Annotated in this window: 22 protein-coding genes; all 22 read right to left on the bottom strand. The window is 60.1% G+C overall.

Features of this window, described 5'->3' with window-relative positions:
* Positions 1 to 41 precede the first annotated feature (41 nt).
* The 22 genes from CLV65_RS04495 to pilM all read right to left on the bottom strand — a co-directional run bounded on the left by CLV65_RS04495 (position 42) and on the right by pilM (position 25,908).
* Positions 42 to 818, bottom strand: a complete 777-nt coding sequence (locus CLV65_RS04495; protein WP_094690770.1) for a TetR/AcrR family transcriptional regulator — start codon at positions 816 to 818, stop codon at positions 42 to 44.
* A 177-nt stretch (positions 819 to 995) separates the two neighbouring features.
* Positions 996 to 1,349, bottom strand: a complete 354-nt coding sequence (locus CLV65_RS04500; RefSeq protein WP_244569095.1) for an MGMT family protein — start codon at positions 1,347 to 1,349, stop codon at positions 996 to 998.
* On the bottom strand, positions 1,346 to 2,683 hold the full coding sequence (glnA, locus tag CLV65_RS04505) for a type I glutamate--ammonia ligase (RefSeq protein ID WP_094690772.1): 1,338 nt from the start codon (positions 2,681 to 2,683) through the stop codon (positions 1,346 to 1,348). Before glnA ends, CLV65_RS04500 begins: the two co-directional genes overlap by 4 nt.
* Before the next feature lie 109 nt (positions 2,684 to 2,792).
* A complete protein-coding gene (priA, locus tag CLV65_RS04510; RefSeq protein WP_094690773.1) occupies positions 2,793 to 3,515 on the bottom strand; it encodes a bifunctional 1-(5-phosphoribosyl)-5-((5-phosphoribosylamino)methylideneamino)imidazole-4-carboxamide isomerase/phosphoribosylanthranilate isomerase PriA in 723 nt (240 codons plus the stop codon).
* Between the two features lie 57 nt (positions 3,516 to 3,572).
* Positions 3,573 to 4,229: an imidazole glycerol phosphate synthase subunit HisH gene (gene hisH, locus CLV65_RS04515; RefSeq protein ID WP_094690774.1), complete on the bottom strand. Its 657-nt coding sequence runs from the start codon at positions 4,227 to 4,229 to the stop codon at positions 3,573 to 3,575.
* Between the two features lie 221 nt (positions 4,230 to 4,450).
* The gene (locus CLV65_RS04520) at positions 4,451 to 5,449 is read right to left on the bottom strand and encodes a hypothetical protein (RefSeq protein ID WP_094690775.1); all 999 of its coding nucleotides are present in this window, start codon (positions 5,447 to 5,449) and stop codon (positions 4,451 to 4,453) included.
* Positions 5,446 to 6,048: an imidazoleglycerol-phosphate dehydratase HisB gene (gene hisB / locus CLV65_RS04525; RefSeq protein ID WP_094690776.1), complete on the bottom strand. Its 603-nt coding sequence runs from the start codon at positions 6,046 to 6,048 to the stop codon at positions 5,446 to 5,448. The genes CLV65_RS04520 and hisB overlap by 4 nt, the downstream gene beginning before the upstream one ends.
* A 140-nt stretch (positions 6,049 to 6,188) precedes the next feature.
* The gene (locus CLV65_RS04530; RefSeq protein WP_094690777.1) at positions 6,189 to 7,343 is read right to left on the bottom strand and encodes a histidinol-phosphate transaminase; all 1,155 of its coding nucleotides are present in this window, start codon (positions 7,341 to 7,343) and stop codon (positions 6,189 to 6,191) included.
* Positions 7,340 to 8,746, bottom strand: coding sequence for a histidinol dehydrogenase (gene hisD / locus CLV65_RS04535; protein WP_094690942.1), 1,407 nt, complete (start codon positions 8,744 to 8,746; stop codon positions 7,340 to 7,342). Before hisD ends, CLV65_RS04530 begins: the two co-directional genes overlap by 4 nt.
* Before the next feature lie 285 nt (positions 8,747 to 9,031).
* On the bottom strand, positions 9,032 to 10,258 hold the full coding sequence (locus CLV65_RS04540) for a hypothetical protein (protein ID WP_094690778.1): 1,227 nt from the start codon (positions 10,256 to 10,258) through the stop codon (positions 9,032 to 9,034).
* 149 nt (positions 10,259 to 10,407) lie between these two features.
* Positions 10,408 to 13,971, bottom strand: a complete 3,564-nt coding sequence (gene dnaE, locus CLV65_RS04545; protein ID WP_094690943.1) for a DNA polymerase III subunit alpha — start codon at positions 13,969 to 13,971, stop codon at positions 10,408 to 10,410.
* A 194-nt stretch (positions 13,972 to 14,165) separates the two neighbouring features.
* Positions 14,166 to 15,107 carry an RluA family pseudouridine synthase gene (locus CLV65_RS04550; protein ID WP_094690779.1) on the bottom strand — a complete coding sequence of 314 codons (942 nt, stop codon included), beginning with the start codon at positions 15,105 to 15,107 and terminating at the stop codon, positions 14,166 to 14,168.
* The gene (locus CLV65_RS04555) at positions 15,104 to 15,655 is read right to left on the bottom strand and encodes a signal peptidase II (protein ID WP_094690944.1); all 552 of its coding nucleotides are present in this window, start codon (positions 15,653 to 15,655) and stop codon (positions 15,104 to 15,106) included. The genes CLV65_RS04550 and CLV65_RS04555 overlap by 4 nt, the downstream gene beginning before the upstream one ends.
* A 411-nt stretch (positions 15,656 to 16,066) precedes the next feature.
* Positions 16,067 to 17,611 (bottom strand): DivIVA domain-containing protein, encoded by a 1,545-nt coding sequence (locus tag CLV65_RS04560; RefSeq protein ID WP_094690780.1) that lies wholly within the window; start codon positions 17,609 to 17,611, stop codon positions 16,067 to 16,069.
* A 232-nt stretch (positions 17,612 to 17,843) separates the two neighbouring features.
* Complete coding sequence (locus CLV65_RS04565) at positions 17,844 to 18,122, bottom strand: YggT family protein (protein ID WP_094690781.1); 279 nt, start codon at positions 18,120 to 18,122, stop codon at positions 17,844 to 17,846.
* A 13-nt stretch (positions 18,123 to 18,135) separates the two neighbouring features.
* A complete protein-coding gene (locus tag CLV65_RS04570; RefSeq protein ID WP_094690782.1) occupies positions 18,136 to 18,588 on the bottom strand; it encodes a cell division protein SepF in 453 nt (150 codons plus the stop codon).
* Between the two features lie 130 nt (positions 18,589 to 18,718).
* Positions 18,719 to 19,990, bottom strand: coding sequence for a cell division protein FtsZ (gene ftsZ / locus CLV65_RS04575; RefSeq protein ID WP_094690783.1), 1,272 nt, complete (start codon positions 19,988 to 19,990; stop codon positions 18,719 to 18,721).
* A 171-nt stretch (positions 19,991 to 20,161) separates the two neighbouring features.
* Positions 20,162 to 21,292 (bottom strand): tRNA dihydrouridine synthase DusB, encoded by a 1,131-nt coding sequence (gene dusB / locus CLV65_RS04580; protein WP_094690945.1) that lies wholly within the window; start codon positions 21,290 to 21,292, stop codon positions 20,162 to 20,164.
* A 142-nt stretch (positions 21,293 to 21,434) separates the two neighbouring features.
* Positions 21,435 to 22,952: a glycine--tRNA ligase gene (locus CLV65_RS04585; protein WP_094690784.1), complete on the bottom strand. Its 1,518-nt coding sequence runs from the start codon at positions 22,950 to 22,952 to the stop codon at positions 21,435 to 21,437.
* A 236-nt stretch (positions 22,953 to 23,188) separates the two neighbouring features.
* Positions 23,189 to 23,836, bottom strand: a complete 648-nt coding sequence (gene pilO, locus CLV65_RS04590; protein WP_094690785.1) for a type 4a pilus biogenesis protein PilO — start codon at positions 23,834 to 23,836, stop codon at positions 23,189 to 23,191.
* Positions 23,837 to 23,854: 18 nt separating this feature from the next.
* Positions 23,855 to 24,859, bottom strand: a complete 1,005-nt coding sequence (locus CLV65_RS04595; protein ID WP_094690786.1) for a hypothetical protein — start codon at positions 24,857 to 24,859, stop codon at positions 23,855 to 23,857.
* Entirely contained in the window at positions 24,856 to 25,908 is a 1,053-nt protein-coding gene (pilM, locus tag CLV65_RS04600; protein WP_094690787.1) for a type IV pilus assembly protein PilM, read from the bottom strand. Before pilM ends, CLV65_RS04595 begins: the two co-directional genes overlap by 4 nt.
* Positions 25,909 to 25,943 lie beyond the last annotated feature (35 nt).

Genomic DNA, 25,943 nt, shown 5'->3' on the forward strand with positions numbered 1-25,943 from the left:
GTGACAGTGCACATGCATGACAGTGCGCATGCATGGCGCGCCTATGCCGCTGCCGAGCCGTCCTTCACGTCGTGAATCGTGGCAATGGATGCGGGATTTGCAAGCCCTGCATCCGTCGCCATCGTGTTCGTTGCCATCGCGTCCGCCGTCACTGCGTCCGTCGCCATGGTGTCCGTCGCCATCTTCCTGGCGACGTCGATGTCACACACCAGCATGATGAGCGGATCGATGTCCTTGAGCGATGCCGCTTCTTGGGTAAGCATGGCGCAATACGGCTGCACGATGCCCAGATAGGATTTCGTCAACTGCTCCTGCGATACGTCAAGCCCGCCTGTCACCAACTGGTACATCAGCGAATATCCAACAACCACGGTGAATGACACGAACCGCTTGTCACATTCCTCCACCTTGATTTTTTGCTGCGCCATGCGCTCGACGAGCACGTCATAGACATTGCGAATCTTGGTGGAGATCAGCCATTGGTAGTTGGGAGAATTGCGGTATCTGTCAAGCAGCGTCGCATACGGCTCCCTGTTGGCGAATATGTATTCGGCGCACGCAGCCACGAGTCCCGCCGGATGCCGCGCGTCAAACACCAGATGACGCGTCTCTATGAGATCGATGAGTTTGTGTTCCCGGCGGAAGAACGATTGCGTGAGGTCGTCGATTGACGAATAGTAGGAATAGAACGTGTTGCGAGTCAGATTGGCCTTCGTCGCGACATCCGTGACGGAAATGCGGTTGACGGGTTTGCTGAGCAACAGCGATTCGAACGCCTTGTGAAGTGCGGTGAGCGAACGCTCAGCATTGCGATACATACGGTTATCTCCTCCTTTGGCCACGCACTACCTCTATCCCCTGCAATGCACGGCAAACGCCCAGACCCATACCCCGTGAGTCCGTTTGCGGTGATTGTATCAGACTTCAATCATGCCGGCAATCACTCGCGCCATCCGACCGATCACACTAGCCGAACGAACACGCTAGCCGCCCAGTCATGCCTGCCATTGGTACGTGCCCAAGTCCACCACCCCATCATGGCAGGGCACTCCTTCGGCTTCCAACAATTCAATCTGCCGGTTGCCACCACCGAAAGCGAAGGCATCCGACACACGCCCGAAGCGATTGACGACCCTGTAGCAGGGTATGTGCGCCGGATCGGGATTCACATGCAACGCGTAGCCGACGACCCGGCTCCACCGGGGATTGCCGGCGAGGGCCGCCACCTGCCCATAGGTGGCGACCCTCCCCCGCGGAATCTGCCTGACGACGGCATAGATGCGGTCGAAGGTGTTCGGCGCATCCTGCCCGTCGTGTTGTCTGGCTGGCTTTTCTTGCAAAGACGTCACAGCCTGGGCAGGTACTTCTTGAGTTCGTACGGCGTGACCTGGAGCCTGTATTCGTTCCATTCCTGACGCTTGTTGCGCAGGAAGTACTCGAACACATGCTCGCCGAGCACGTCAGCTACGAAATCGGACTTTTCCATGACCTTCAAAGCGGTGTCGAGGGAATCCGGCAACGGCTGGATGCCCATCGCCTGACGCTCCGCGTCCGTGAGCTCCCACACGTCATCGCTCGTGGGGTCGCCCAACTCCATTTTCTTGTCGATGCCGTCGAGACCGGAAGCCAGCAGCAGCGAATACGCAAGGTAGGGGTTGGCGACAGGGTCGAGCGCACGGTACTCCATGCGGGACGAATTGCCTTTGCCGGGCTTGTACTGCGGAATGCGCAGCAATGCGGAACGGTTGTTGTGACCCCAGCAGATGTAGCTAGGAGCCTCTGCCCCGCCCCACAGACGCTTGTACGAATTGACGTACTGGTCGCACACTGCGGTGATCTCCGCGGCATGATACAGGATGCCGGCAGCGAACTGGCGCGCGGTCTGGGACATGTTGAATTCCTGACCGGCTTCGTAGAAGGCGTTCTCGTCGCCTTCGAACAGCGACATGTGCGTGTGCATGCCCGAACCCGGCTGGTCGGTCATCGGCTTGGGCATGAACGACGCGCTGATTCCGCGTTCCAGCGAAATCTCCTTGACGACGGTACGGAACGTCATGATGTTGTCGGCGGTAGCCAATGCATCGGCGTAACGCAGGTCGATTTCGTTCTGTCCGGGACCGGCCTCATGGTGGGAGTATTCGACGGAGATGCCCATTTGCTCGAGAAGGTTCACCGTCGCGCGACGGAAGTCCATGCCAGGGCTGCGCGGCACATGGTCGAAATAGCTTCCCTGATCGATGGGCGTGGGCGGCACGGAGAAATCATCCTGCTTTTCAAACAGGTAGAACTCAATCTCCGGATGCGTGTAGAACGTGAAGCCCTTTTCTTTTGCCTTGCCGAGCGTGCGCTTGAGCACGTAACGGGGGTCGCCGAGCGATGGCGAGCCTTCGGGCGTGAGCACATCGCAGAACATGCGTGCCGTGCCCTGGGGGCCGCCGCGCCACGGCAGAATCTGGAAGGTCGCGGGATCGGGTTTGGCGATCATGTCGTCCTCCGACACGCGCGTCAGTCCTTCCACCGCAGAACCATCGAAGCCCAATCCTTCTTCGAAGGCCGATTCGAGTTCCGCAGGTGCGATGGCGACGGACTTCAGCTGTCCGAGCACATCGGTGAACCACAGACGGATGAAGTGGACGTCTCGCTCCTCCACGGTGCGCATGACGAACTCTTGCTGTTTATTCATAAAGCCTATTTTCCTCCGCTAATGTTGCGGGCGCTTTAACATTCGGTGAGCGTGGCTTCACATTGTTGCGCTATGCGCCGCGCGCGAACGCCCGGGAAGCGCCCTGGGGTCAGGCGCGGGCGACTTCCAGGGCCTGCGGCAGCGTGAAGGCCTTCGCGTACAGCGACTTGCCCAGGATCGCAGCGTCGACGTTGCCGCCGATCGCGGCGATGTTGCGGATGTCCTCGAGGCTGGAGATGCCGCCCGATGCGGTGACCTTCGCATCCGTGCGTTCTGCGACTTCGCGCAGCAGGTCGCAGTTGGGGCCGCTCATCATGCCATCACGGGACACGTCGGTCACCACGTAGCGGGAGCAACCGGCCTTGTTGAGCATGTCGATCGTCTCGAAGAGGTCACCGCCTTCCTTCGTCCAGCCACGGGCGGCAAGCGTGTGGCCCCTCACGTCGAGGCCCACTGCCACGCGATCGCCCCATTGTGCAATGGCCTGTGCGGTCCATTCGGGGTTCTCGAGCGCAGCCGTGCCGATGTTGACGCGCGCGGCGCCTGCCTCAAGCGCAGCATTGAGCGAATCGTCATCGCGGATTCCGCCCGACAGTTCGATCTTGACCTTGCTGCCGAGCGTGGCGACAATCTGCCCCAGCTGGTCACGGTTATTGCCTGTGCCGAACGCCGCGTCAAGATCGACGAGGTGAATCCATTCCGCACCTTCGTCAACCCAGGTCTGGGCGGCTTCGAGCGGGCTGCCGTAGTCCGTTTCGGAGCCGGATTCTCCCTGACGCAGGCGCACGGCCTTTCCGTAGCGCACATCCACAGCGGGAAGCAACGTGATCATGTCAATCCTTTCTTTTGCGGCTTTCGACAGCCCTTCATTGCAGCTTTATGCGGCGCATCAACGCGCGGTCGCGAAGGAATCCACCCAGTTGCGCAACAGCGTGGCGCCGGCCTGTGCGGACTTCTCCGGATGGAATTGCGTGATGGACAGCGGTCCGCGTTCCACCGCTGCGGCGAAACGCGAAGAACCATAGTCACACCATGTCACCTTGAATTCGTCATCGGGCTCAAACAGCCCCTGCACCCTGCCTTCAGGCGTCGGGTCGCTGACGCAATACGAATGGACGAAGTAGAAGCGTTCGCGCTCCACTCCTTTGAGAAGCGTGGAACCAGCGGCGGCATCCACGGTGTTCCATCCCATCTGCGGCACAACGGGTGCCTTGAGCTGGCGGACCGACCCGCCGAGTACTCCAAGTCCTTCCGCCGGCACTCCCCCTTCGTAACCGGTGTCGAACATGACCTGCAGTCCGACGCACACACCGAGCACAGGCTTGCGCTCCCGCAATCTGTCGTAGACCATGTCGTCGCCACCGGCGCGGCGCAGCCCTTCGACACACGCGGCGAAAGCGCCCACGCCAGGCACGACGACACCGTCGGCGGCCATGGCCTTGTCCACATCGGATGTCAGTTCCACATCCACGCCCAGGTTCGCCACTGCACGCACCATGGAACGCACGTTGCCAAAACCGTAATCAAACACAACGATCGAGGTCATGATCCTCCTTCATGGGAATCCTGCCGGCGTCGGACGCAGGCAACTGATTAACACTGTAACGGATTCATGTGTCAACAGATTCGTGTGTCAATGAATTCGTGCACCGGAAATCCATCTGCCGCGCAATTCACACATCGGGAATTGCCGGCGATGAATTCCCCTGTCAGAAATCCCTTGCCACGCAACTCCAAGCTGCGGACCCCGTGCCCGATGCCTAGGCCTCAGTCATCGCTGGCGTCGTCATCCACACCGTCTCCATTGCGAGAATCGCCGGCGGCGTCATCCTCCGGTGAATTCTTGGGGAAACGACGGCGCAAGCCGAATCCGAAGCGACGATGTTGACGCTTGTTGATGCGGTCGGCGAAATTCTGCAGTATGTGGAACGACTTCGCTTTGTTGAGGTCCTTCGTGTCGATGACCGTGAAGTCACCGCTGGCGACGACGTCATTGACATCAGCCTGACCGACCATCACGTCTTCGACAAGCGCCGGAGAGTTCATGAACACGATGGGCGGCGGGAAGGACTCCCCTTGGGTGGCGTTGACCCACTGATGGGCTTCGATGTGCCCCGCGCGGTTGACGACGAGCACCACGCTCATGCCGTTGACCAGCTTGGTGAGCGCCTGCGCGGCGTCCTCGGGATGGCGTCCGTCAAGATCCTTGAGTATGGCGATGGCGCCGGTCTTGTCAGCGATGCAATAAGCGTCGATGTCACAGATCGCAGCGAAAGCGGCAAGCACATCCACGTCCCTCACCCGAGTGAGCAGCATGGCACTGCTTGCCTTCTCGCCCAGCAGTTGCTGGAGCGCCGACTCCATGTCGGACATATCGGCGAGGTCGCTTTCGAAATCATCATCGGAGAACCCGTCAGCGGACTGCGACGATTCTTCCGAAGATTCCTCCAGTGATTCCTCTGGAAAATCCTCTAGGGAGTGGTCTGAAGATTCCGTCAGGGATTCATCGGTGGATGCGACGGAATCGTCCGTTCGACTGCCGTCAGCGACGCCGTCGGGGGAAGTCGCGGCATCCGACGGGATGGACGACGACGCGGAGGCAGCCTTGTTTTCGTTGCGCTGCAAGGCTTCGTTCATCTGGGCAATCGTAGGATCGTCATTATCGTTGAAATCCTGTTCGAAACCTGCGAGAGCGGCCTCGATGTCGTCATCCGACAAGCCGTCCGAACCGTTGGCGTCGGAATTGCCTCCGTTCGACTGCGTCATAGCGTGCCCTTCGTGCTGGGAATGAGTCCGGCGATGCGCGGATCTGGCGCGACAGCGTAACGCAGCGCACGTGCAAGCGCCTTGAACTCGGCTTCGGCGATATGATGCGGATCACGCCCGGCGAGCACCTGCATGTGCATGCAGATGCCAGCGTGCAAAGCGATGGATTCCATCACGTGGCGCACCAAGGAGCCGGTGAAGTGACCGCCGATCATGCAGAATTCGAAACCTTCGGGCTCGCCCGAGCACACGCAGTAGGGACGTCCGGAGATGTCGATGACGCACTTTGCCAAGGCCTCGTCCAACGGAACCGTGGCGTCTGCGAAACGCGTGATGCCGGCCTTGTCGCCCAGTGCCTGCTTCAATGCCTCGCCGAACACGATTGCCGTGTCCTCGACGGTGTGGTGGACATCGATATCGGTGTCGCCACGCGCCGAAACCGTCAGGTCAATCAGGGAATGCTTGCCCAATGCCGTGAGCATGTGATTGTAAAACGGAACGGTGGTCTCGATATCGGTTTTGCCCGTGCCGTCGAGATTGAGGCTCAGTTCGATGCTGGACTCGCTGGTCGTGCGAGTGATGGTCGCGGTGCGTGCCATGTGCGGATGCTTCTTTCTTGCTGTCTATGCCTTCGTTATGCCTGCTGCGATTGCGCGATTGTGCAGCGTTGCTGTGCGGCGATGCCAAGGCGCTGCGGCTACGGGCGGCGCACGCCGGCGGGCGTGTTAGGGCTGATGCCCTAACGCTGCTCCGCCAGACGCAATACCTCCACAAATGCCTTCTTGAACTCAGCGATCTCCTCATCGGTGCCCATGCACACGCGAAGCCACCCGTCGGGGCCAACGTCGCGGATGAGCACGCCACGGTCGAGCAGACGATTGAAGATGAAATCACGATCGTCGAACACTCCGAAGAACACGAAGTTCGAATCCGTGTCGGCAACGGTGAGAGGAGTGCCCTTGTATGTCTGAGCGCGCAGCCACTGCACCAAGTCGTCACGCGTCTGACGCAGATGACCGACCTGGGCGAGCTGCTCGTCGGTATGGTCGAGGGCAGCAAGGGCGACGGCCTGTGTAACGGCGCTCAGGTGATAGGGCATGCGCACGATGCGCAGGGAATCGATGACTCCCGTCTGCGCGGCGATGTAACCCACGCGCGCACCGGCATAGGCGAACGCCTTCGACATGGTGCGGCTCACGGCAAGATTAGGGTGCTTGTCGATGAGCGTCGTGGCGCTGGGCTTGCCCGGACGACGGAACTCAATGTAGGCTTCGTCCACCACGAGAAGCGGATGAGCACCCTGCGGGGCACCTTCCACATCTGCCTTCTCGCAGGCCGCGAGAAGCGCTTCGACCTCTTCGATGGAAGCAGGCGTGCCAGTGGGGTTGTTGGGGCTGGTCAGGAGCACGATCGACGGCTTCACCTCAGCGATCGCCTTGACCGCCGCATCCACGTCAAGAGTGAAATCAGACTTGCGGGGCACTGTTTCCCATGCGGTGAATGTGTCACGCGCATACTCGGGATACATCGAATAGGTCGGTGCGAATCCCAAAGCGGTGCGACCGGGACCACCGAATGCCTGGAACACCTGCAGCATGATTTCGTTGGAGCCGTTCGCCGCCCACAGCTGCTCGGGCTCGAGGTCGACAAACGATTCCTTCGACAGGTAGTGTGCCAACGCACGGCGCAGTTCCATATGCTCGCGATCGGGGTAACGGTTCAGCGTCGGGGCAATCTGACGCACCCGTTCGACGATGGATTCGACGACTGCCGGGCTTGGCGGATACGGGTTTTCGTTGACGTTCAGGCACACCGGCACGTCAAGCTGCGGAGCGCCGTAGGGTTCTTCGCCAGCAAGGTCGTTGCGCAGCGGAAGGTTCGAAGGGATGCTCATCGCAGACCCGCCTCTTCTTCCTGCTGCTCCAGGGTCGCCTTGTCATAGGGGTCCTTGACGAAGCGCGTGAGCACGCATTCGCCGTGACCGGGCAGATCCTCCTGCACGGCGAAGTCGTTGATGCGGGCGGCGAGCTCCTTGAGACCGGTCTCGTCGTATTCGATGACCTCGACGGGCTTCATGAACGTGTGCACGCCCAAGCCGGATGCGTAACGCGCGGTGCCGCCGGTCGGCAGCACGTGGTTGGAGCCAGACATGTAATCGCCCAGCGGCACCGGGGAGAACGGGCCGCGGAAGATGGCGCCCGCGTTGTGGATGCGCGCAATCGTAGCATCCGGATCGGCGGTCTGCACCTCCAAGTGTTCGGCAGCGTAGGCGTTGGCCACATCGATCGACTGGTCAAGATCAGACGTGAGAATCACGCCGGACTGGGAACCCGACAGCGACTTCTGGATGCGCTCGGCGTGCTCGGTGCGCGGCACGCGCTGCTGCAGCTGCTTGCGCACGGCGTCGGCAAGTTCCTCGGAATCGGTAATCAGCACGGAGCCTGCAAGCTCATCGTGTTCGGCCTGGCCGATAAGGTCGGCTGCGACGAAACGCGGGTCTGCGGTGGAATCCGCCAGGATGGCGATTTCGGTGGGGCCTGCCTCGGCATCGATGCCGACGCTGCCAGCCACGAGATGCTTGGCGGTTGCAACGAAGATGTTACCCGGGCCGGTGATCTTGTCAACCGGTTCGCACAGGATCTCTCCGTCCTGGGGCTCGGAGCCCTTGGCGCCGAAAGCGAACATTGCGATTGCCTGAGCGCCGCCGACCGCATAGACCTCATCGACGCCGAGGATGGCGCACGTAGCGAGGATGGACTTGCTCGGCAGGCCATCGGGATCCGTCTTGCTCGGAGGCGTCGCGATGGCGAGGGACTCAACGCCAGCCGCCTGCGCAGGCACGGTGTTCATGATAACGGAGGAAGGATAGACGGCCTTGCCGCCGGGCACATACAGACCGACGCGCTGCACCGGAATCCAGCGCTCTGCAACACGGGCGCCGGGACCCAGGTCAGTGTGGAAGTCCTTGGGCACTTGGGATGCGCTCACTGCACGGCAACGACGCACGGATTCCTCGATCGCCGCACGCACACGCGGGTCAAGCTCCTCCAAGGCCTTCGTCATGGCTTCCTTGGGCACCCTCAGGTTCTTAGGACGCACATGGTCGAACTTCTCAGCGAAATCACGCAGTGCTGCCGCACCACGCTCCTGCACGTCGGCCAGAATCGGCTTGACGAGCTCCGTTGCCTCGCCCACGCCCATTGCGGCGCGCGGCATGGCCTTGAGAAGTTCCGCACGAGAAAGCTTCTGCCCGCGCAGATCAATGGTCCTGATGGTGATTTCTTCCGGTGTAGTCATAGAACCGAGTATAAGGTCGAAAGCAGACACATACGTCGCAATGCACGCACTGCGGACATGGTTGTATGACATGCCCTGCGTGCAGGCGCCGCATGGGTGCCATGACCGGTGCCATGACCTGTTCCATGACCGGTGTCCGGCGCCTTCAGCGCTCGGTTGACTCAGCGCTCGGTTGACTCAGCGCGCGATGCTTTCACTGTACGGCGCTTTCACTGTTTAGTGCCTCCACTGTTTAGCGCTCTCACTGTACAGCGCTCTCAGCGTTCAGCCGTCTCGGCGCGGGCCTCAGTACTTGTTGATGAGCGCAGTCGTGGAATCGGATGTCGTCAGTTTCCAGCTGGCGCCGTTTTGGTACAGGCCGAGGAACACGCTGCTGCCATCGGCACCATCACCGATTTGGTAGAGGACGATGGTCGTGTCGTCTATCTTGTCGGACCCCACGCCGGTGAGCGTCCATGCCGCGATGGGAGTGCCTCCGAAGTCAGTACGCTGCCCAGGCGCCAAGGCGTAATCGGCATGCACGGACTTTGCGGTGGTCGACGTTGATTTAGCGGTGGACGACGTCTGCGAACCGTCCTTGATGTCCATCGTCGTGGCGGTGAATGTCACTGTGATGGATTCATCGCCCGCGACCTCCCACGTGTGGCGCAATCCGGACGGAACCTGCTTGTTGCTGACGGCAAGCTGCGCGTTGCCTGCGACCCCTCCGGCAGACTGCGAGCCAGTGAATGCCTTGCGCATGCTATCCACCGCGCCCGATAGGTCACTCGTGTCTGTTTCGAAAGTCTGCTGGTATTCGAGCAGCTGATACGGCGGATCGTCCTCCTTGTAGGCGCTGAGATCCGCTTGCGCCTGCCCCATCGCCTTGTTGAGGCCGGCGAGATAGCCTTCGGTGATCGTGGCCTGAGATGCGGCGGTCTGACCGGTGTATGTGCTCATCAACGTCGTCGCCGCGGTCACCTGGGCATTGAGGGCGCTCATCGCTGTATTCACGCCGCTCTCCACGTTGCCCTGACCTGCTGTCTTGAGAGACTCGGTTATTTGCGACGTGAGGTTCACCAGACGGTTGCTGTAGGTTTCAAGGTCGGAGTTGGCCTGAACGTACTGACTTTGCGTATGGGGTTCGGAGGTGTAGTACGAAGGCACATCGTCGAGCAGACGCTGCGATTGGGTGCGCAGCTTCACCAAATCGTCGACGCTTTCGGAGTTGGAAATATATTTGGTCAGCAACTCCACGGGTTTTTCCGAACCGTTGAGGGCACTGCTCATATCCGCCCGAGCCTGCGAGACCTTCTCAACGTTCTGGGCATACAGCTGCGCCTGGTTCGTGCCGCTTCCGCCTCGCCAGTTACGGAACGCCACGCCTGCGACCACGACAACAATCACCGTCGTGATGACGACGATGGCCGTGCGGAACACCTTGAACCGGCGCTCATTATGCCGGTGCATCCGCAGGATATCGGCGTTATCGAAGCCTTCGTCGTATTCGCTGCCGTATTCGTTGCTGCTCATAGTGCCCTACCCTACCTCAAAGCCCCGCCCGAGCCCAAAGCTTCGCCTTGGTTCCAAGCAGCGCCCCAGTTCAAAGCACCGCCCGGTTCAACCCCGCTGCAGCCCGGTTGTTGCAAGGGAGCGCATCCGTGGCAGGTGCAGGCATCACATCACCCAAGGCAGGAAGGACCGAACAGCGCCTTGAGCTCACCGAACATCGATGGGTCGCGCGAAACGCGGTATTCATCGCCACACGCAATCTGGAAAACTCGGTCATTGTCACTGATGCGCAGTCTCACCTCGCACAGACCGTGATAACGGTTGAAGATAGATTTGAGCGCATCAAGCCTCGACAGAGTGCATTGGCGCGCGTCGACCAGCAGTTCGAGCGGCTCGTTGCCGGACGCGTCCACATGCACGACATCCACCGTGTTGACGCGTAGCTGCACCTCGTCCTCGCGCACATCAAGGTTGCCGCGCACCTTGACGATGTTGTCTTGGTGAAGCATCTCCTGGAATTGCTGGTACGTATTGCCGAAGAGCAAGCAGTGAATGGAACTGTTGAGATCCTCGACGGTGATGATCGCCCACGCGCGTCCCTTCTTGGAGATTTTGCGCTGGACCTGGGTGATGAGACCGGCGAGCGTGACCTGCACGGAGTTCGCGTTGTCCTCCCCCAGCGAATGACCTAGGTCAATCGCCTTGGCGATGGACATATCGCTCAGTTCGCTAAGCACGGAAGCCATACCGTTGAGCGGATGGTCGGAGACATACAGCCCGAGCATTTCGCGTTCGAACTCGAGCCGCGTCTTCTTGTCCCAATCAGGGATATCGGGCACGGAGATTTCCGCGTCGCCGAGCGCATCCGACTCGTCCTCATCCGAGCACATAACGGAGAACAAATCGAAGACGCCTTGTGCCTCCTTGCGCTTGAGCGGCACGGTCTGGTCGATTGCCGTCTCGCTGATCGTGCACAGCGCATGGCGATTGGGGTCAATGGAATCGAAAGTTCCCGCCTTAATGAGGGAGTCAACGGTGCGCTTGTTGAGCACAGTGACCGGCACGCGCTTGACAAAGTTGAGGAAGCTCTCGTACTTGCCGTGCTCGTTGCGTTCTTTGACGATTTCTTCGACAACTTTCTCGCCCACGTTGCGAATGGCGCCCATGCCGAAGCGGACGACGTCGCCGACAGCGGAATACTTGGCGACGGATTCGTTAATGTCCGGCTGAAGCACTTTGATGCCCATGCGACGCGCCTCCGCCAAATACAGCGCGGTCTTGTCTTTGTTTGATATTTCGTTCTGGAGCAACGCCGCCATGAATTCGACGGGGTAATGCGTCTTGAGGTATGCGGTCCAGTACGAAATCAAACCGTACGCAGCGGAATGCGCCTTGTTGAACGCATATCCAGCGAATGGCAGGAACACATCCCACACAGCCTGGGCAGCCTCTCGGCTATAGCCATGGTCCATCATTCCTTGGAAGAACGGGCCTTGTTCCTTGGCCAACACCTCGGGCTTCTTCTTGCCCATGGCGCGGCGCAGCACATCTGCGCGACCCAGCGAATAGCCGGCGAGGATTCGAGCTGCGGACTGCACCTGCTCCTGGTAGACGATGAGACCGTAGGTCTCACCGAGCACGCCGCGCAACGGCTCATCCACCTCGGGGTGAATAGGCGTGATTTCTTGCAAGCCGTTCTTACGCTTGGCGTAGTTGATATGGGAGTTCATATCCATCGGGCCGGGTCGGTATAGCGCGATAAGTGCGGAGATATCGTTGAAGTTATCCGGCTTGAGCTGGCGCAGCAGGCCACGCATGCCGTCGGAATCGAGCTGGAAGACGCCAAGGGTGTCACCACGCGACAGCAACTGGTAGGTTTCCTTGTCATCGAGGGGAATCTGTCCCAGCTCGATGTGCTTGTGCTGGTTCGACTCGATGTTTTCGAGCGTGTCTCGCATGACCGTAAGGTTGGCCAAGCCCAAGAAGTCCATCTTGACCAAGCCGAGCGTTTCACACGTATGGTATTCGAAGGTCGTGGTGATCGTGCCATCGGTACGCTTCATGAGCGGGGACGTATCGGTGATGGGCTTGGAACCCATGATCGTGGCGCACGCATGCACACCCGTCTGACGGATCAAGCCTTCGATGCCACAGGCCTCGTCGTAGATGCGCTTGTTGTCAGGGCTGGATTCGACAAGATCACGGAACTCGCCCGCCTCGGAGTACCGCTTCGCTTCCGGATCGAATGCATCCTTGAGGGAGATGTCCTTGCCACCTTGGGCCGGCGGCAGCGCCTTGCACAGCTGATCGCCCACGTTGTAGTCGTAGCCCATGATGCGCGCGGCATCCTTGATGGCCTGCTTCGTCTTGATGGTGCCGTAGACGACGCACTGCGCCACCTTGTCATGACCGTACTTGTTCGCCACGTAGTCGAGCACGCGGGCACGGCCGCTGGGGTCGAAGTCAACATCGATATCAGGCAGGCTCACGCGCTCCGGATTGAGGAAGCGTTCGAAGATGAGTCCATGCTTGAGCGGGTCGAGCTCGGTGATGCCCATCGCGTAGGACACCATGGAACCTGCCGCGGAACCACGGCCAGGACCGACCATGACACCATGCGTCTTCGCCCAATTGATGTAATCGGCGACGACGAGGAAGTAACCGCAGAACTGCATCTGACAGATGACGCCGCATTCGTAGTCCGCTTGGCGGGCCACCTCCTCGGGCACGCCGTCCGGGTAGCGCACGCGCAGGCCGTCGTCCACTTTCTTGAGGAACAGCGACGTGGCATCCCACCCCTCGGGGCAGTCGAACTCCGGCATGAACGCGCCGTCCTCATGGTCGTCGAATATGACGTTGCACCGCTCGGCGATTTCCAACGTGTTGTCGCAGCCCTCGGGGAATTCCTTGAACAGTTCGCGCATCTCCTGGGCGGAGCGGACGTAATAGCCGGTGCCGTCGAACTTGAAACGGTTCGGATCGTCTTTGTGGGAGCCGGAGTTGATGCACAGCATGTCGTCCTGCGCCACCGCGCCTTCCGGCGTCACATAATGGGAATCGTTCGTCACGACGAGCGGAGCGCCGATCTTGTGCGCGATTTCCACCAATTCCTTGCGCACGCGGCGTTCGATCCCTAAGCCGTGGTCCATGAGCTCGACGTAGTAGTTGTCTTTGCCGAAGATGTCCTGGTATTCCCCTGCGGCGCGAAGCGCTTCGTCGAACTGCCCCAAGCGCAGCCTTGTCTGCACAATGCCCGATGGGCATCCCGTCGTCGCGATGATGCCTTTGTGATAGGTGTTGAGCACTTCCTTATCCATTCGGGGCCATTTGCCAAACAGACCTTCGAGATTGGCGACAGAGGAAGCCTTCATGAGGTTGACGAGGCCTTCGTCGTTCTCGGCCCACATCGTCATGTGCGTGATGGCGCCGCCACCGGACACATCATCGGACCGCTGGGCTTCCGTGCCCCAATGGACGCGCGTGCGGTCTTGGCGCGCGGTCTCCGGCGTCACATACGCCTCTATGCCGATGATGGGCTTGATGCCTTTCTTAACGGCGGTGCTCCACAACTCGTATGCCCCGTGCATGTTGCCGTGGTCGGTGATGGCGACCGCAGGCTGCCCCAATTCCTTCACGTAATCGACAAGCTCATTGATACGCGCTGCACCATCAAGGATGGAGTAGTGCGTGTGCACGTGAAGGTTCACGAACGAATTGTTTGCGATGTCAGCCATGGGATACATGGTACCACTCGAACATCTGTTCGATATTCACCGCATGCAATCGCCCACTTCGTTCGCGTGTCGTCTGCACGATATTTCGAACGAAAATCAAACGCTGCCACTGTCGCCGTCATCCACCGCCGTGCCCTGACGCACCCTGCCGTTCCCTACTTGCTGCCACAGTCCCGCCACGCCGGAGGCGACAGTCATTTCATCTCATCGGCGGCACGCTGCGCGGCGCTCGTCGTCCGCAGCACGTCGAGCACATGCCGCAGGTCCGACGGATAGCCACATTCCACATGCTGCCAGATGTGGGTGCGCGGATGCCGGAAGTCGAGCATCGTGGCATTGAGCCACTGCCGTTCGAGCCCCAGCTCCTGCGAAAACTTGGGATTCGCCCCATACATGGGGTCGCCGACCAAGGGGTGGCCGATGGATGAGAAATGCACACGAATCTGATGCGTGCGCCCTGTCTCGAGGTTCACGGACACGAGCGTGGCATCGCCAAAGCGCTCCAACACATCCCAATGTGTCACCGCCGATTTGCCCGCCGGCGTGACGGTGAAACGAAAATCGCTCACCTTCGCGCGTCCAATCGGCGCTTCGATCGTGGCTTTGTCTTGCTTGAGATTGCCTTGGACGATTGCATGATAGGTTTTCTTAACCTCATGCTGTGCGAATTGCCGGCGCATCTCTTTGTAGGCAAGGTCCGACTTGCACACGAGCATGAGTCCGGACGTACCCACATCAAGACGAGACACGATGCCCTGACGCCCTGCCGCGCCCATGCTGGTGATGTGCACGCCACGGGCAAGCAGGCTCCCTAGCACCGTCGGCCCCGTCCACCCCACCGAGGCATGGGCAGCAACGCCGACCGGCTTGTTCACGACAACGATGTCATCGTCCTCATAGACGATCTCCATCTCGTCGCACACCGGTTCGGGCACTTCCTGCTCATCATGAAGCTCAAGATCGACAATGTCGCCGGCAAGCAGCTTAGCTGACTTGTCAGCGTGGCGAGTCAGCAAGCTCACTTGTCCGCTTTCGATGAGCTCGGCTGCCTGTGACCGCGATACACCCATCATCTTGGCAATGGCGACGTCAAGGCGCTTGCCAATCAACGCATCAGGGGCTGGAACCATGCTCATGCCGCGCCGCCTTCGCGCTGCGAGGAATCGGCATGGCTGCCATCCAGCATCCCGTCACCGCCGCCGTCACCGTCATCTGCTGGCTTCTTGCGCCGTGCGGCATAAGGCACATCAGCAAGCACCAGCACCACAACGACGATAGCAGCCACAAACAGCTCCACATCCGCAACATTGCCGATGGACCAACCGTAGTCAATGAAATCCACGACCTTGCCATTGAGAACGCCTGTGGCGTAATACACACGGTCGATCAGGTTGCCCAAGGCGCCGGCGCAGCACAATGCCAGCGCAACGGTCCAGGCCATGCTCTCCGTGCGCCACGCAGCCACGCACAGCAAGACGCAGGCGGCGCATGCGAGCAAAGCGATCGCGGGCGTAGCCCCCGACCCCATGCCAAGGGATGCGCCGGGGTTGAACAACAACTTGAGACCCAGCGCGTTGCCCAGCACGCTCACGCGCCTGCCGTCAGCGAGATAACGCAATGCTGCCAGTTTCGACACCCGATCGAGAATCACGCACACAGCAATCACCGCAATGAACACCGCCAGGCGCGACGAACGCTTGGAGTGCGAAGCCTGAGGATCACCCGCTGTGAAAGATGTGTCGCGGGACTTCGCTGCGTCAGACGTGTCCGTGTCGGGCTTGTCTGCATCCACGGTGATTGGGTCCAACTTACCAGTGTCCGACTGGTCTGCGGTGCGTGCCACGTTGTTCTCCTTCCTTCACACAGCGGCGGCGTGGGCCGCTTGTCGTTTGCCATGATATCGCACGGCGGTTCCGCGCGGCACGAGCCCAAGCGCACACTGTTGTGGATATGCAGGCGGCCGTGCAGGCGGCCGTGCAGGCGGCATAGCAAAAGCGGGATGCCCCGCTGTATGCGAAGCATCCCGCTATGGCAGCTGATGCACCGACAATCATGGCTCCCTAAGAGTCATCAGCGTCGGCTGCAGCAGTGACGATTATTCGGCGTCCTTTGCGGAATCCTCGGATTCGCCATCCTTCGAGGAACTCTTGTCAACGTTGTAGTTGTCGGAATCCGACACCTGCGCGGTCAGCTGAGTGAGGAAGTCGGTCAGGCGAGCACGATACTGATTCTCGAACTGCTTGAGGCCGTCGATGTTGCTTTCGATGACCTTGGAGTCCGCGTACAGCTTCTCCTTGACCTGCTTGGCGTAATCCTCAGCGGACGTGCGGGTCTTGGCATCGTACTGATCGGCTTCGGCATGCTTCTTGTCGGAGTACTGGTCCGCGGCCTGCTGCGTCTGCGTGGAGTACTGGTCGGCAGCCGCATGGGTTTCCTTGGAGTACTGGTCGGCGGCATCGTGCGTTTCCTTGGAGTACTGGTCCGCAGCGGCATGCGTCTGTGCGGAGTACTGATCGGCATCCGCATGGGTCTGGTCGGAGTAGGAATCCGCTTCGCGACGCACCTGCGTGGAGTAATCCTCGGCTTGCGCACGCACCTTCGTGGAGTATGCATTGGCCTTGTTGACCAAGTCATCGTGCTTGGACTGGCCGTCGGCAACCAGCTGGGCTGCGGAAGCCTTGCCCTTGTCGACATACTGGTCGTGCAGCTGCATGGCCAGCTGCAACATGGCGGTGGCGCGTTCCGGCTCGGTCTGCGCGTTCTGGGCAGCGGACTTGATCTTCTCGAGGCTGCCGGTCTCCGTGCTCGGCTCGTTCGCCGCCACCTGCTGGCGCAGCGATTCCTCGCGCTTCTTGGAATCCTCGAGTTCGCGCTGCACCTGCTCCAGCTGGGTACGGGTGGAACGCACTTCGCTTTGGAACTGCGTGGCCTGCTGCTGGAACTGTGCGGCCTGCGCCTTGGCGTTCTGAACCTGCGTCTGGGAATCCTGCACCTGCTGCTGGAACTGATCAGACTGGTGCTTGGCAGAATCCAGCTGCTTCTGCAGCTCGTTCACCTGCGTACGCGCGCTGTCGCGTTCCTTGGTGATCGTGGCAATCTGCTGATTGAGGGCATCCGTGTCGCCAGTGGCCTGCGCGACAGCGGCTGCCTGCTGAGCGGTGAGCTGGTCAATCTGAGAATTGAGCTGATCGACCTGGCTGCGCAGCTGAGCATTCTGGTTCGTCAGGGTCTCAAGCTGCTCGGTGTTGACGGTCGGCGCCGGGTTGGAAGCGTCAGCCAACTGCTGCTTGACTTGCGACAGCTCGCTGGATGCGGCATCCAGCTGAGCACGCAGCTGGTTGTTTTGCTCAGTGAGTTCATTGACATGACCGGCGTCTGCGGTCTGGGAGCTTGCCGCGGCAAGCTGCTCGCGCAGCTGCGTGTTCTCAGCCTGCATCGTAGCGAGCTTGTCATTGAGCTTCGCCAGCTCGGGACCATAGGATTGTGTCGCACCCTCATGTGCGGCGGCGCTGCCCAGCGCCTCAACCGTGTCCGTCACCTCGTCGAGGAAGTCATCGACTTTCTCGATGTTATAGCCTTCCTTGAACCGGACAATCGGAAAGACATGGTTTCGAATGTCACTCGGCGTCAACAGAGCCATGTATGTTCCCCTTTGCAAATCTACAAATTCATTCCTCGGCTGACGTCTGCCCGTCGAGTCAACTCGCAGGCCATTGCACCGCAGCCGAGTCGTCGGGGAACGACAGGGTGTGCGAAGCGGCAGCGAGCTACTTATCGAATCGTACCCATGCTAGCACAGGCACGACCTCAACCATTCCGTATGCAGCCATCAGCGGCTTCACTCACAAACCGCTGATGCCATGCAGAAGACGTTACAGCAGCCACTGGAGCAATCCCAGCGCGATCCACAAGATGATGAAGCTTGTGTCGAAATACACACGCCCCATCGGAATCGGCGGGAACACGCGACGCAGCGCACGCAACGGTGGTTCGGTGATTGTGTAAATGAAATCCCTGATGCCCACGAGTGATCCCGACAAGGGCTTGCGGGAAAGCACGTCGATCCAGTCGAAAACGCACCGAAGGATCAATGCAAGAATGTACAGATCTATGACGAAGTCACAGATTCTGTCGACCAAACCGAAGACCATGGGTCACCTTATCTCAGCGATGTTCGGGTTTTTCGAGCTCGACCTGTGCAGGAGTCAGCACATACACGCGGGATGTGATGGTGTCGATCTTTCCGCGCAGACCGAACACGACGCCGGAGGAGAAATCGATGATGCGATACGCCTCGGCGTCCGAGGTGTTCGACAAATCGAGGATGACCGGCACGCCGCTTCGGATGGCGCGGCCGACCGCTTCGGCGTCATGGTATGCCTTGGGGGCGATAGTGAGAATCTTGCTCATCTGTGGGTGCAATGGGGTAATGGACGCGGATCGCGTACCTGCCGAAATATCTGGCGTTGTGGTGGATTGGGGCTGGATGGGTGCGTCTGCATCGAACGAGGAATCATCCTGGTCCTGAGACTCATCGTCGTAATCGTACATGTCTTCGTCCTCTGCAGGGTCCGCCATGCCAAGATATGACATAGCGTTCTTCATGAATCCTGCCATCACAGCTCCTTCGCGCAAAGGCTTCTAGGAAAAGTTACACAATCCCTATCATTATGCCACGTAAAACGCGCCGCAAACCACATCATGTGCGATTTGCGGCGCGACGGCGTGGCGTGATGGCGAGGTTCGTTCAGCGCATGAAGTCCGGGATGGCCGGCTCGTCGTCATCATCGTCATCATCGAACGGCTTGCGACCGTACGAGCCTGACTGGTAGCCATCGGCACGCACTCCCCCGCTGTTGGCGGGAGCGAACACCGTGTGCTCGGCAGTGTCGTCGGACGCCGGCTGGTATGCCGGCGTGCTGGTGGCGGCATGGGTCTGGGCGGCAGCGGCGGGCGCGTCAGCAGACGCGGCAGCGCCAGCGGCCTTGTCCAACGGAAGCACGGTGGCGGAAGCGCCAGCACCTGCTTCCACGGCCGAATCGTCGTTCGCCGTGAACCCGCCTGCCACGATGGTGACGGACACCCCGTCGCCATAGGAATCATCAAGCGTCGCACCCATGGTGATGGAGGCTTCGGGATGCACGGTCTTGGAGATCATGTCCATGGCCTCGCTCACTTCGGAGAGCAGCATGTCTTCCGGTCCGGAGATGCTCACCAGCACGGAATGAGCGCCGGAAATGCCCTGCTCGAGGAGCGGCGATGCGATGGCGAGCTCGGCAGCCTGCAGGCAGCGCTGGTCGCCTTGGGCGGTGCCGATGCCGAACAGCGCGGTGCCAGCGTTCTTCAAGGTGCTGCACACGTCGGCGAAATCGACATTCACATACGGATGCGGGTTCGTGATGAGGTCGGTGATGCCGCGCACGCCTGCGACAAGGGTGCTGTCGGCACGCTTGAAGGCTTCGACGAACGTGGTGTTCGGGTCAAGGTCCAGCAGTCGTTCATTCGGAATGGTGATGAGCGCGTCGACTTCTTCCCGCAGGTTCTCGATGCCGGTTTCTGCAGATGCCGCGCGGCGCTTGCCTTCGAAAGCGAACGGACGGGTCACGACGGCGATGGTCAAGGCGCCTTGCTGGCGTGCCACGCGTGCCACGATCGGCGATGCGCCGGTGCCGGTGCCGCCGCCCTCACCGCAGGTGACGAACACCATGTCGGAGCCCTTGAGAGCCTCTTCGATGTCGGACTCATGGTCTTCGGCAGCCTTGGCACCCTTCTCCGGGTCTCCGCCCGCGCCCAGACCACGGCTCGTCTCATCGGACAGCGTGATCTTCACATCTGCCTCGCTGCGCGCAAGATCCTTAGAATCGGTGTTGATGGCGACGAATTCGACGCCTTTAATCCCCTCTTCGATCATGCGGTTGACGGCATTGCCGCCGCCACCGCCAACACCGACAACGCGGATGACCGTGCCAGCGGTATCGAACCCGGACTCGGCGTCGGGATTCACATCGAAATCGCTCATAATGCTCCTGAACTCCTGTCAATACGCTTTGTTCAATACTTTAACGCAGCAATCGCCAAAATACGCCGCGCCGCGCACAACTCGCGTTGTTTTTTCTCACAACATAATACGCAACGAATCGCGACGACCTGCGCCTGACGGCATCGATCACCATGCGTCGCGCACCATGCGTCAGTAGACGTCATCCAGCGGATCGGATTCAAAAAGGTCACGACGCTGTTCGTCGCTCAATGTGCGCGACTCCAGCCAATCATAAGGAAGACGGACCTTCTTGGCATACCGCACGCGTCCACGTGGCTTGTCGGCAATCTGCATGGGGAACGGCACGTCTGGATCGAGGGAGTCCACCACCCGATGCACATCGTCCAGGCTTTCGCATTCCATGAATTGCCGACGCACATCCCCGCCCACGGGGAAGCCTTTCAGATACCACGCGCAATGCTTGCGCAGGTCATGCACGGCCATGCGTTCATCGCCGTCGTAGAACTCCACGAGCAGCGCGGCATGGCGTTCGATGATCGCACCAACCTGCCCCAACGTGGGATTCACTCGCTGTGGGGAGCCGGCAAAGGCATTGCGGATGTCGGCGAACAGCCACGGGCGACCTTGGCACCCGCGACCAATCGCCACGCCGGCGCAACCCGTCTGCTGCGCCATGGCAATCGCATCCTCCGCCGTCCAGATGTCACCGTTGCCGAACACCGGAATGTCCAGCGCCTGCGTAAGCTGCGCGATGCGATCCCAATCGGAATGGCCGCCGTAATATTCAGCGGTCGTGCGCGCATGAAGCGTGACCATCGCGCATCCCTCGTCCTGCGCAATGCGACCGGCGTCAAGGAACGTCGTATGGGTGTCGTCAATGCCGACGCGGATCTTCGCAGTGACCGGTATTCCCGCCGGTGCACACACGTGCACGACCTTGCGGATGATCTCACGGAACAGGTCGGTCTTCCACGGCAGAGCCGATCCCCCACCGCGGCGCGTCACCTTGGGAACCGGGCAGCCGAAGTTGAGATCGACGTGGTCAGCCATGTGGTTGTCGACAACGATGCCAGCCGCCTGCTCCAGGATATGTGGGTCGACCCCATACAATTGCAGCGAGCGGAAGGTCTCGCTCGGAGCGAACCGGCATAGCCTCAAAGCCTTGGGGTTGTGCGCGGTAAGCGCACGCGCCGTGATCATCTCAGCGACATACAGGCCATCGGGGCCATAGCTTTCGCACAACACCCTGAATGGCCAATTCGTCACGCCCGCCATCGGCGACAACATGACCGGTGTGGTCACGCGATGGCTTCCCAGCATGAACGCGCCAGGAAGCCCTCTCGTTGTGCCATCGGCAGCGGATGCGGATGCAGATGCGGAAACGGCAGCGGATGCAGCAGCGCCGGCATTGCCGGATGCCGCCACAACCGCCGCCGTATCGGAAGTGGAATCAGCCGTCATATCAGGCGTTCTCGCCGCCGGCTTCCTCGACCTTGACGGGGGCGGACTCATCCTCGCCTGCTTCGGCCTGGTAGTCCACGGCACCATCAGCACCACGGACACCGGTGATTTCAGCGGGGCCGCCGGGGATGCGCACGCGCTTGTCGGACACGCGCTCACGCACATAATCCGCCACGTTTGCCAACGCGACGCGCTCCTGCTGCATGGTGTCGCGCTCGCGAATCGTCACAGCGTTGTCGTCAATCGTGTCAAAGTCCACGGTGATGCACAGCGGCGTACCGATTTCGTCTTCGCGACGGTAACGGCGGCCGATGGCGCCAGCCTCGTCATAATCGATCATCCAGCCATCCTGGCGCAGGTCAGCCTCGAGGTTGTGAGCGATGTTCTGCAGCTCAGGCTTCTTGGACAACGGCAGGACAGCCGCCTTCACCGGGGCGAGACGCGGATCGAGGCGCAGCACCGTGCGCTTGTCGACGCCGCCCTTGGCGTTCGGCGCTTCGTCCACGTCGTAGGCGTCGACGAGGAATGCCATGAGCGAACGGGTCAGGCCTGCAGCCGGCTCGATCACATACGGCGTGTAGCGCTCGCCGGAAGCCTGGTCGAAGTAGCTCAGGTCTTCGCCGGAGTGCTTGGAGTGTGCGGAAAGGTCGTAATCCGTGCGGTTTGCGATTCCTTCGAGCTCGCCCCAGTCGGAGCCCTTGAAACCGAACTTGTATTCGATGTCGACGGTGCGCTTGGAGTAATGCGCGAGCTTGGCCTTCGGATGCTCGTAATGGCGCAGGTTCGCCGGATTGATGCCCAGATCCGTGTACCAACGGGTGCGGGTATCGATCCAGTACTGGTGCCATTCCTCGTCGGTGCCGGGCTTGACGAAGAACTCCATTTCCATCTGCTCGAACTCACGGGTGCGGAAGATGAAATTGCCAGGCGTGATTTCGTTACGGAACGACTTGCCCATGTTGGCGATGCCGAACGGCGGCTTGGATCGCGATGCGGTGAGCACGTTCTTGAAGTCAACGAAGATACCCTGTGCCGTCTCAGGACGCAGATAATGCAATGAGTTCTCATCCATGACGGGGCCCAGATGGGTCTGCAGCATCATGTTGAAATCACGCGGCTCCGTCCAGTTGCCCACGGTGCCGCAGTCAGGGCACGGGATGTCCTTGTCGGAAGCCGGCGCATGGCCATGCTTGTGCTCATAGGCCTCCTGCAGGGTGTCCTCGCGATGGCGCTTGTGGCAGCTGAGGCATTCGATCAGCGGATCGTTGAAAACCGCGACATGGCCGGACGCCACCCACACATCGGTCGGCAGGATGACGGACGTGTCCACGCCCACGACGTCGCCACGCGTGAGCACCATCGAACGCCACCACTGATGCTTGATGTTGTCCTTCAAGGCAACGCCGAGCGGGCCATAATCCCATGCAGATCGCGTGCCGCCATAGATTTCGCCGGCGGGGAACACGAAGCCACGGCGCTTGGCCAGGGAAACGACTTCATCGAGTTTGGAAACTGCCACTGTGCACCTTCTGGTTGTACTGATTGGGCCTATAGAACCGGGTTCAGTTTAATGCCATGCGCTGACACAAGCGGCGCCACTTAAAAATGGCCGGCCTTCTTTCGAAGGTCGGCCATGGGCATTCGCATCACTCACACAGCGCACCGTGTGGATTCGCACTGTGAATTGCGATGCATTCAGCGCTTCACAGCAATGCAGCACGTCATGCCGCTGCCGTGTAGCGAATGGTCATGCGTTTAGTCCGTGGTGCTCGAGCCGCTGACATTTGCATTCGCATCGGTGGCAGCAGATCCGGAGACCGTGGTGGAATTCGTCAGCATGGACCAGATGTTGAGCTGCAGTGTCACCGAGCAGCTCGGATCGGCGCCGCCGGTATCACCCAAGTCGTAGCTCACGGAGTTCGGCACCGCGATGCGCATCATGGACTGCACCTTGCTCACGAAGTCGCGCAGCTGATCGTATGTGCCCGTGGCGCTGATAGACACCGGCACCTGCACGGGCACGCCGATCGTCAGCTTGGACGTTGCGATCGTAGGCAGCGATGCAAGGGAGGCATCGGTGAACCCCACGGTTTGAATCATCACACCGGACTGCGTAGCGGCGTCGTTGAGGTTGCTGATGAATCCTTGCTGGTCGTAGGAGCTAGGGATCTGACGCTGAGCCTGGGCCAGACGATCCTTCTGCGTGCCGATCTGCGGCTCAACCTTCATCAGGTAATGGATGCGCTCGTCAAGCTTGGCGTTCTTGTCTTGAATCGCATGCGCCTGCTGCTCCGCACTTGCCTTTGCCGAAAGCTTCGGCGTGACAATGGCAGAGTAAGTGATGACGATGAGAATCACCGCGAGCAGCGCCATGACGATGTACTGAATCTTGTACTTGTTCATTTCTGTGCTCCCTCTCTACTACTCTGCGCTCGAAGAGCTGGAATCCGAGGACTGGCCGGTTGCGGTGGACGTGGATGTCGTGGACTTGCCGGCGGCCTCGTCCTCAAGCTGCTCGCGCAGCTGGGCGAGCAGCTGGCGGTTGGCATCCTCGACGCCTGCGGAGCTATCGCCACGTGCCGTGGTGTTCTTAACTTCGGAACCGTCATCCTTGGTGGTGATGAGGTGCAGCGTCACGCTACCGGTGTAGGTGTATTTGCCGTCACCGCCGGTAATGGACGCAACGGCACCGTCAACGTAGCCGTCGATGTTCTTGTATTTCTCGATGAAATCCTGGGCCTTGATGAAGTCAGGATCGGCCACGGTGAAGTTGACGGTGATGACGCCGCCGCTGCTCCACACGCTTGAGTTCGTGCTGCCGGATGTCTGCGATCCGGAGCCGACGAGCTGGTATTCGCTCATGTCGATCGTGTTGTATGTGCCGTTGTCAGGCAGCGAGGCATTGAACTGCTCGGCGACCTTCTTCCAATCGACTTCGTTGTACAGAACACCAATCGACACCATCTGCTCATCGCTGACGGCATTGAGGGTATCTTCGACGTCCTGGTACTGCTTCTTCTGCTGCACCAGAGCCTGATACTGGTTCTGTGCCTCTGTGATGCCCTTTTCGGCATGCTTCACAATCCCCATCATGAGAATCGTGACAAGCACGCACAATATGACAATGGCGATGTCGACATAGATCATCGCATTGCGCACCACGCGGTCCTTGTTGCGCCTCACGACGGAACGAGGAATGAGCTCGGTGCGGAAGTTCCAATCCTTGGGGTTGGAGACGGAACGCACGACCTGCTTTTTGCCGAAAAGATCCTTCAGGCTCTTCTTTTGAGGCTTGGGACCATTGACAATCGGCTGGGTCTGCGTGTCTTCCGCTCCGACCGGCGGAATGTTCGACGTGGTCTGGACTCCCTGCGGGGTGTGATCGCCGTGCTGCTTGCCCTTCTTGTTGCCAAATGACAGACTCATTGCGGCCTCTTTCCTAGTGCCAGACCGAGCACAGCAGCATAATCAGCGGCGTGCGCGGCGATGTTCTGGTTCGTGACGTCCTTCGACAGCGTGAAGTTCGAGAAAGGATCGCCCAAGCGGACGACCTTGTTCGTCGAGCTTGCCAACACGGCGGGGAAACCACCGAGCGTGGCGCCGATGCCAGTGAGGAGGATCGTCTGCACAGGATTGTCAGGGTGCGTGTTGTCGTAATAGTTAATCGTGTTGCGCACGCCGACGATGAGCTGTGCAACGGTCTCGCGGATGACTTCCTCAGCTTTTTCAAGCTTCTTGTCGCCCACGACGTTTTGCAGACCGATGCGGCGCTTGATCTGGATGGCGTTGTCGCGAGGAATCGTGAGAGCCTCGGCAATGGCATCGATGACGTCATTGTCACCTGCCGTGACGGTACGCACGTACTGCGGCACGGTGTTGTCCATCACGATCACATCGGTGTTGCTGGAACCAACATTGACGATGGCCTGCACCCTGTTGACGCTGGAGCTTGCGAACACACGCGCCAGGCAGAACGGCGCGGCATCGATGGTGGTCAGCACAAAGCCAGCCTTCTCAATGACTTCCGACACTCCTTCCAAACCGGAGCGAAGCGTTGCCACGATGAGACCGTGAAGCATCGTTCCCTGGTTCGTCTGCTCCTTGGTGAGCGGCACGAAATCAAGGCGCGACTGGTCCACCGGCAGCGGAATCAGACCTTCGGCCTGGTACGGAAGCGTCTCTCGCAATTCTTCCAACGCCATGTCCGGGAAGTTGGCCTCGCGCAGCACCAATCGGCGGCTGGCATACGCCAATGCCGTGTTCTGCGTCGGGTATTTGTGACGTGTGACCAAAGTGCTCAGCAACTTGGCGACTTTGTCCTTAGCATCATCGACCACTTCCCCATCCTGCACGCACCCAGGCGGCAGCGGCACCATATGGAAGTGCTGCACCCGGGGCTTGGCGCTATAGGGGTTATCGATGACAGCCGCTCGCACAGCATCATTCGACAGCATCAATGCCGTTATCTGGCTCATGAGCTCTCCCTCGCTAGTTCCTCTCCCTCGCCGGT

It is taken from the genome of Pseudoscardovia suis (assembly GCF_002797875.1).
Classification (GTDB): domain Bacteria; phylum Actinomycetota; class Actinomycetes; order Actinomycetales; family Bifidobacteriaceae; genus Pseudoscardovia; species Pseudoscardovia suis.

What these genes read in the sequence shown, in the direction of transcription:
- ftsZ (WP_094690783.1), bottom strand. Translation starts at nt 19,990, where the DNA reads ATGAGCGATTTCGATGTGAATCCCGACGCCGAGTCCGGGTTCGATACC.
- priA (WP_094690773.1), bottom strand. Translation starts at nt 3,515, where the DNA reads ATGATCACGTTGCTTCCCGCTGTGGATGTGCGCTACGGAAAGGCCGTG.
- dusB (WP_094690945.1), bottom strand. Translation starts at nt 21,292, where the DNA reads ATGCTGGGAAGCCATCGCGTGACCACACCGGTCATGTTGTCGCCGATG.
- CLV65_RS04560 (WP_094690780.1), bottom strand. Translation starts at nt 17,611, where the DNA reads ATGGCTCTGTTGACGCCGAGTGACATTCGAAACCATGTCTTTCCGATT.
- CLV65_RS04495 (WP_094690770.1), bottom strand. Translation starts at nt 818, where the DNA reads ATGTATCGCAATGCTGAGCGTTCGCTCACCGCACTTCACAAGGCGTTC.
- dnaE (WP_094690943.1), bottom strand. Translation starts at nt 13,971, where the DNA reads ATGGCTGACATCGCAAACAATTCGTTCGTGAACCTTCACGTGCACACG.
- pilO (WP_094690785.1), bottom strand. Translation starts at nt 23,836, where the DNA reads ATGAACAAGTACAAGATTCAGTACATCGTCATGGCGCTGCTCGCGGTG.
- pilM (WP_094690787.1), bottom strand. Translation starts at nt 25,908, where the DNA reads ATGAGCCAGATAACGGCATTGATGCTGTCGAATGATGCTGTGCGAGCG.
- CLV65_RS04530 (WP_094690777.1), bottom strand. Translation starts at nt 7,343, where the DNA reads ATGAGCATCCCTTCGAACCTTCCGCTGCGCAACGACCTTGCTGGCGAA.
- CLV65_RS04540 (WP_094690778.1), bottom strand. Translation starts at nt 10,258, where the DNA reads ATGAGCAGCAACGAATACGGCAGCGAATACGACGAAGGCTTCGATAAC.
- CLV65_RS04570 (WP_094690782.1), bottom strand. Translation starts at nt 18,588, where the DNA reads ATGGCAGGATTCATGAAGAACGCTATGTCATATCTTGGCATGGCGGAC.
- hisB (WP_094690776.1), bottom strand. Translation starts at nt 6,048, where the DNA reads ATGGCACGCACCGCGACCATCACTCGCACGACCAGCGAGTCCAGCATC.
- hisH (WP_094690774.1), bottom strand. Translation starts at nt 4,229, where the DNA reads ATGACCTCGATCGTTGTGTTTGATTACGGTTTTGGCAACGTGCGTTCC.
- hisD (WP_094690942.1), bottom strand. Translation starts at nt 8,746, where the DNA reads ATGACTACACCGGAAGAAATCACCATCAGGACCATTGATCTGCGCGGG.
- CLV65_RS04520 (WP_094690775.1), bottom strand. Translation starts at nt 5,449, where the DNA reads ATGACGCAGTCGAACGGAGGCAATTCCGACGCCAACGGTTCGGACGGC.
- CLV65_RS04595 (WP_094690786.1), bottom strand. Translation starts at nt 24,859, where the DNA reads ATGAGTCTGTCATTTGGCAACAAGAAGGGCAAGCAGCACGGCGATCAC.
- glnA (WP_094690772.1), bottom strand. Translation starts at nt 2,683, where the DNA reads ATGAATAAACAGCAAGAGTTCGTCATGCGCACCGTGGAGGAGCGAGAC.
- CLV65_RS04550 (WP_094690779.1), bottom strand. Translation starts at nt 15,107, where the DNA reads ATGAGCATGGTTCCAGCCCCTGATGCGTTGATTGGCAAGCGCCTTGAC.
- CLV65_RS04565 (WP_094690781.1), bottom strand. Translation starts at nt 18,122, where the DNA reads ATGGTCTTCGGTTTGGTCGACAGAATCTGTGACTTCGTCATAGATCTG.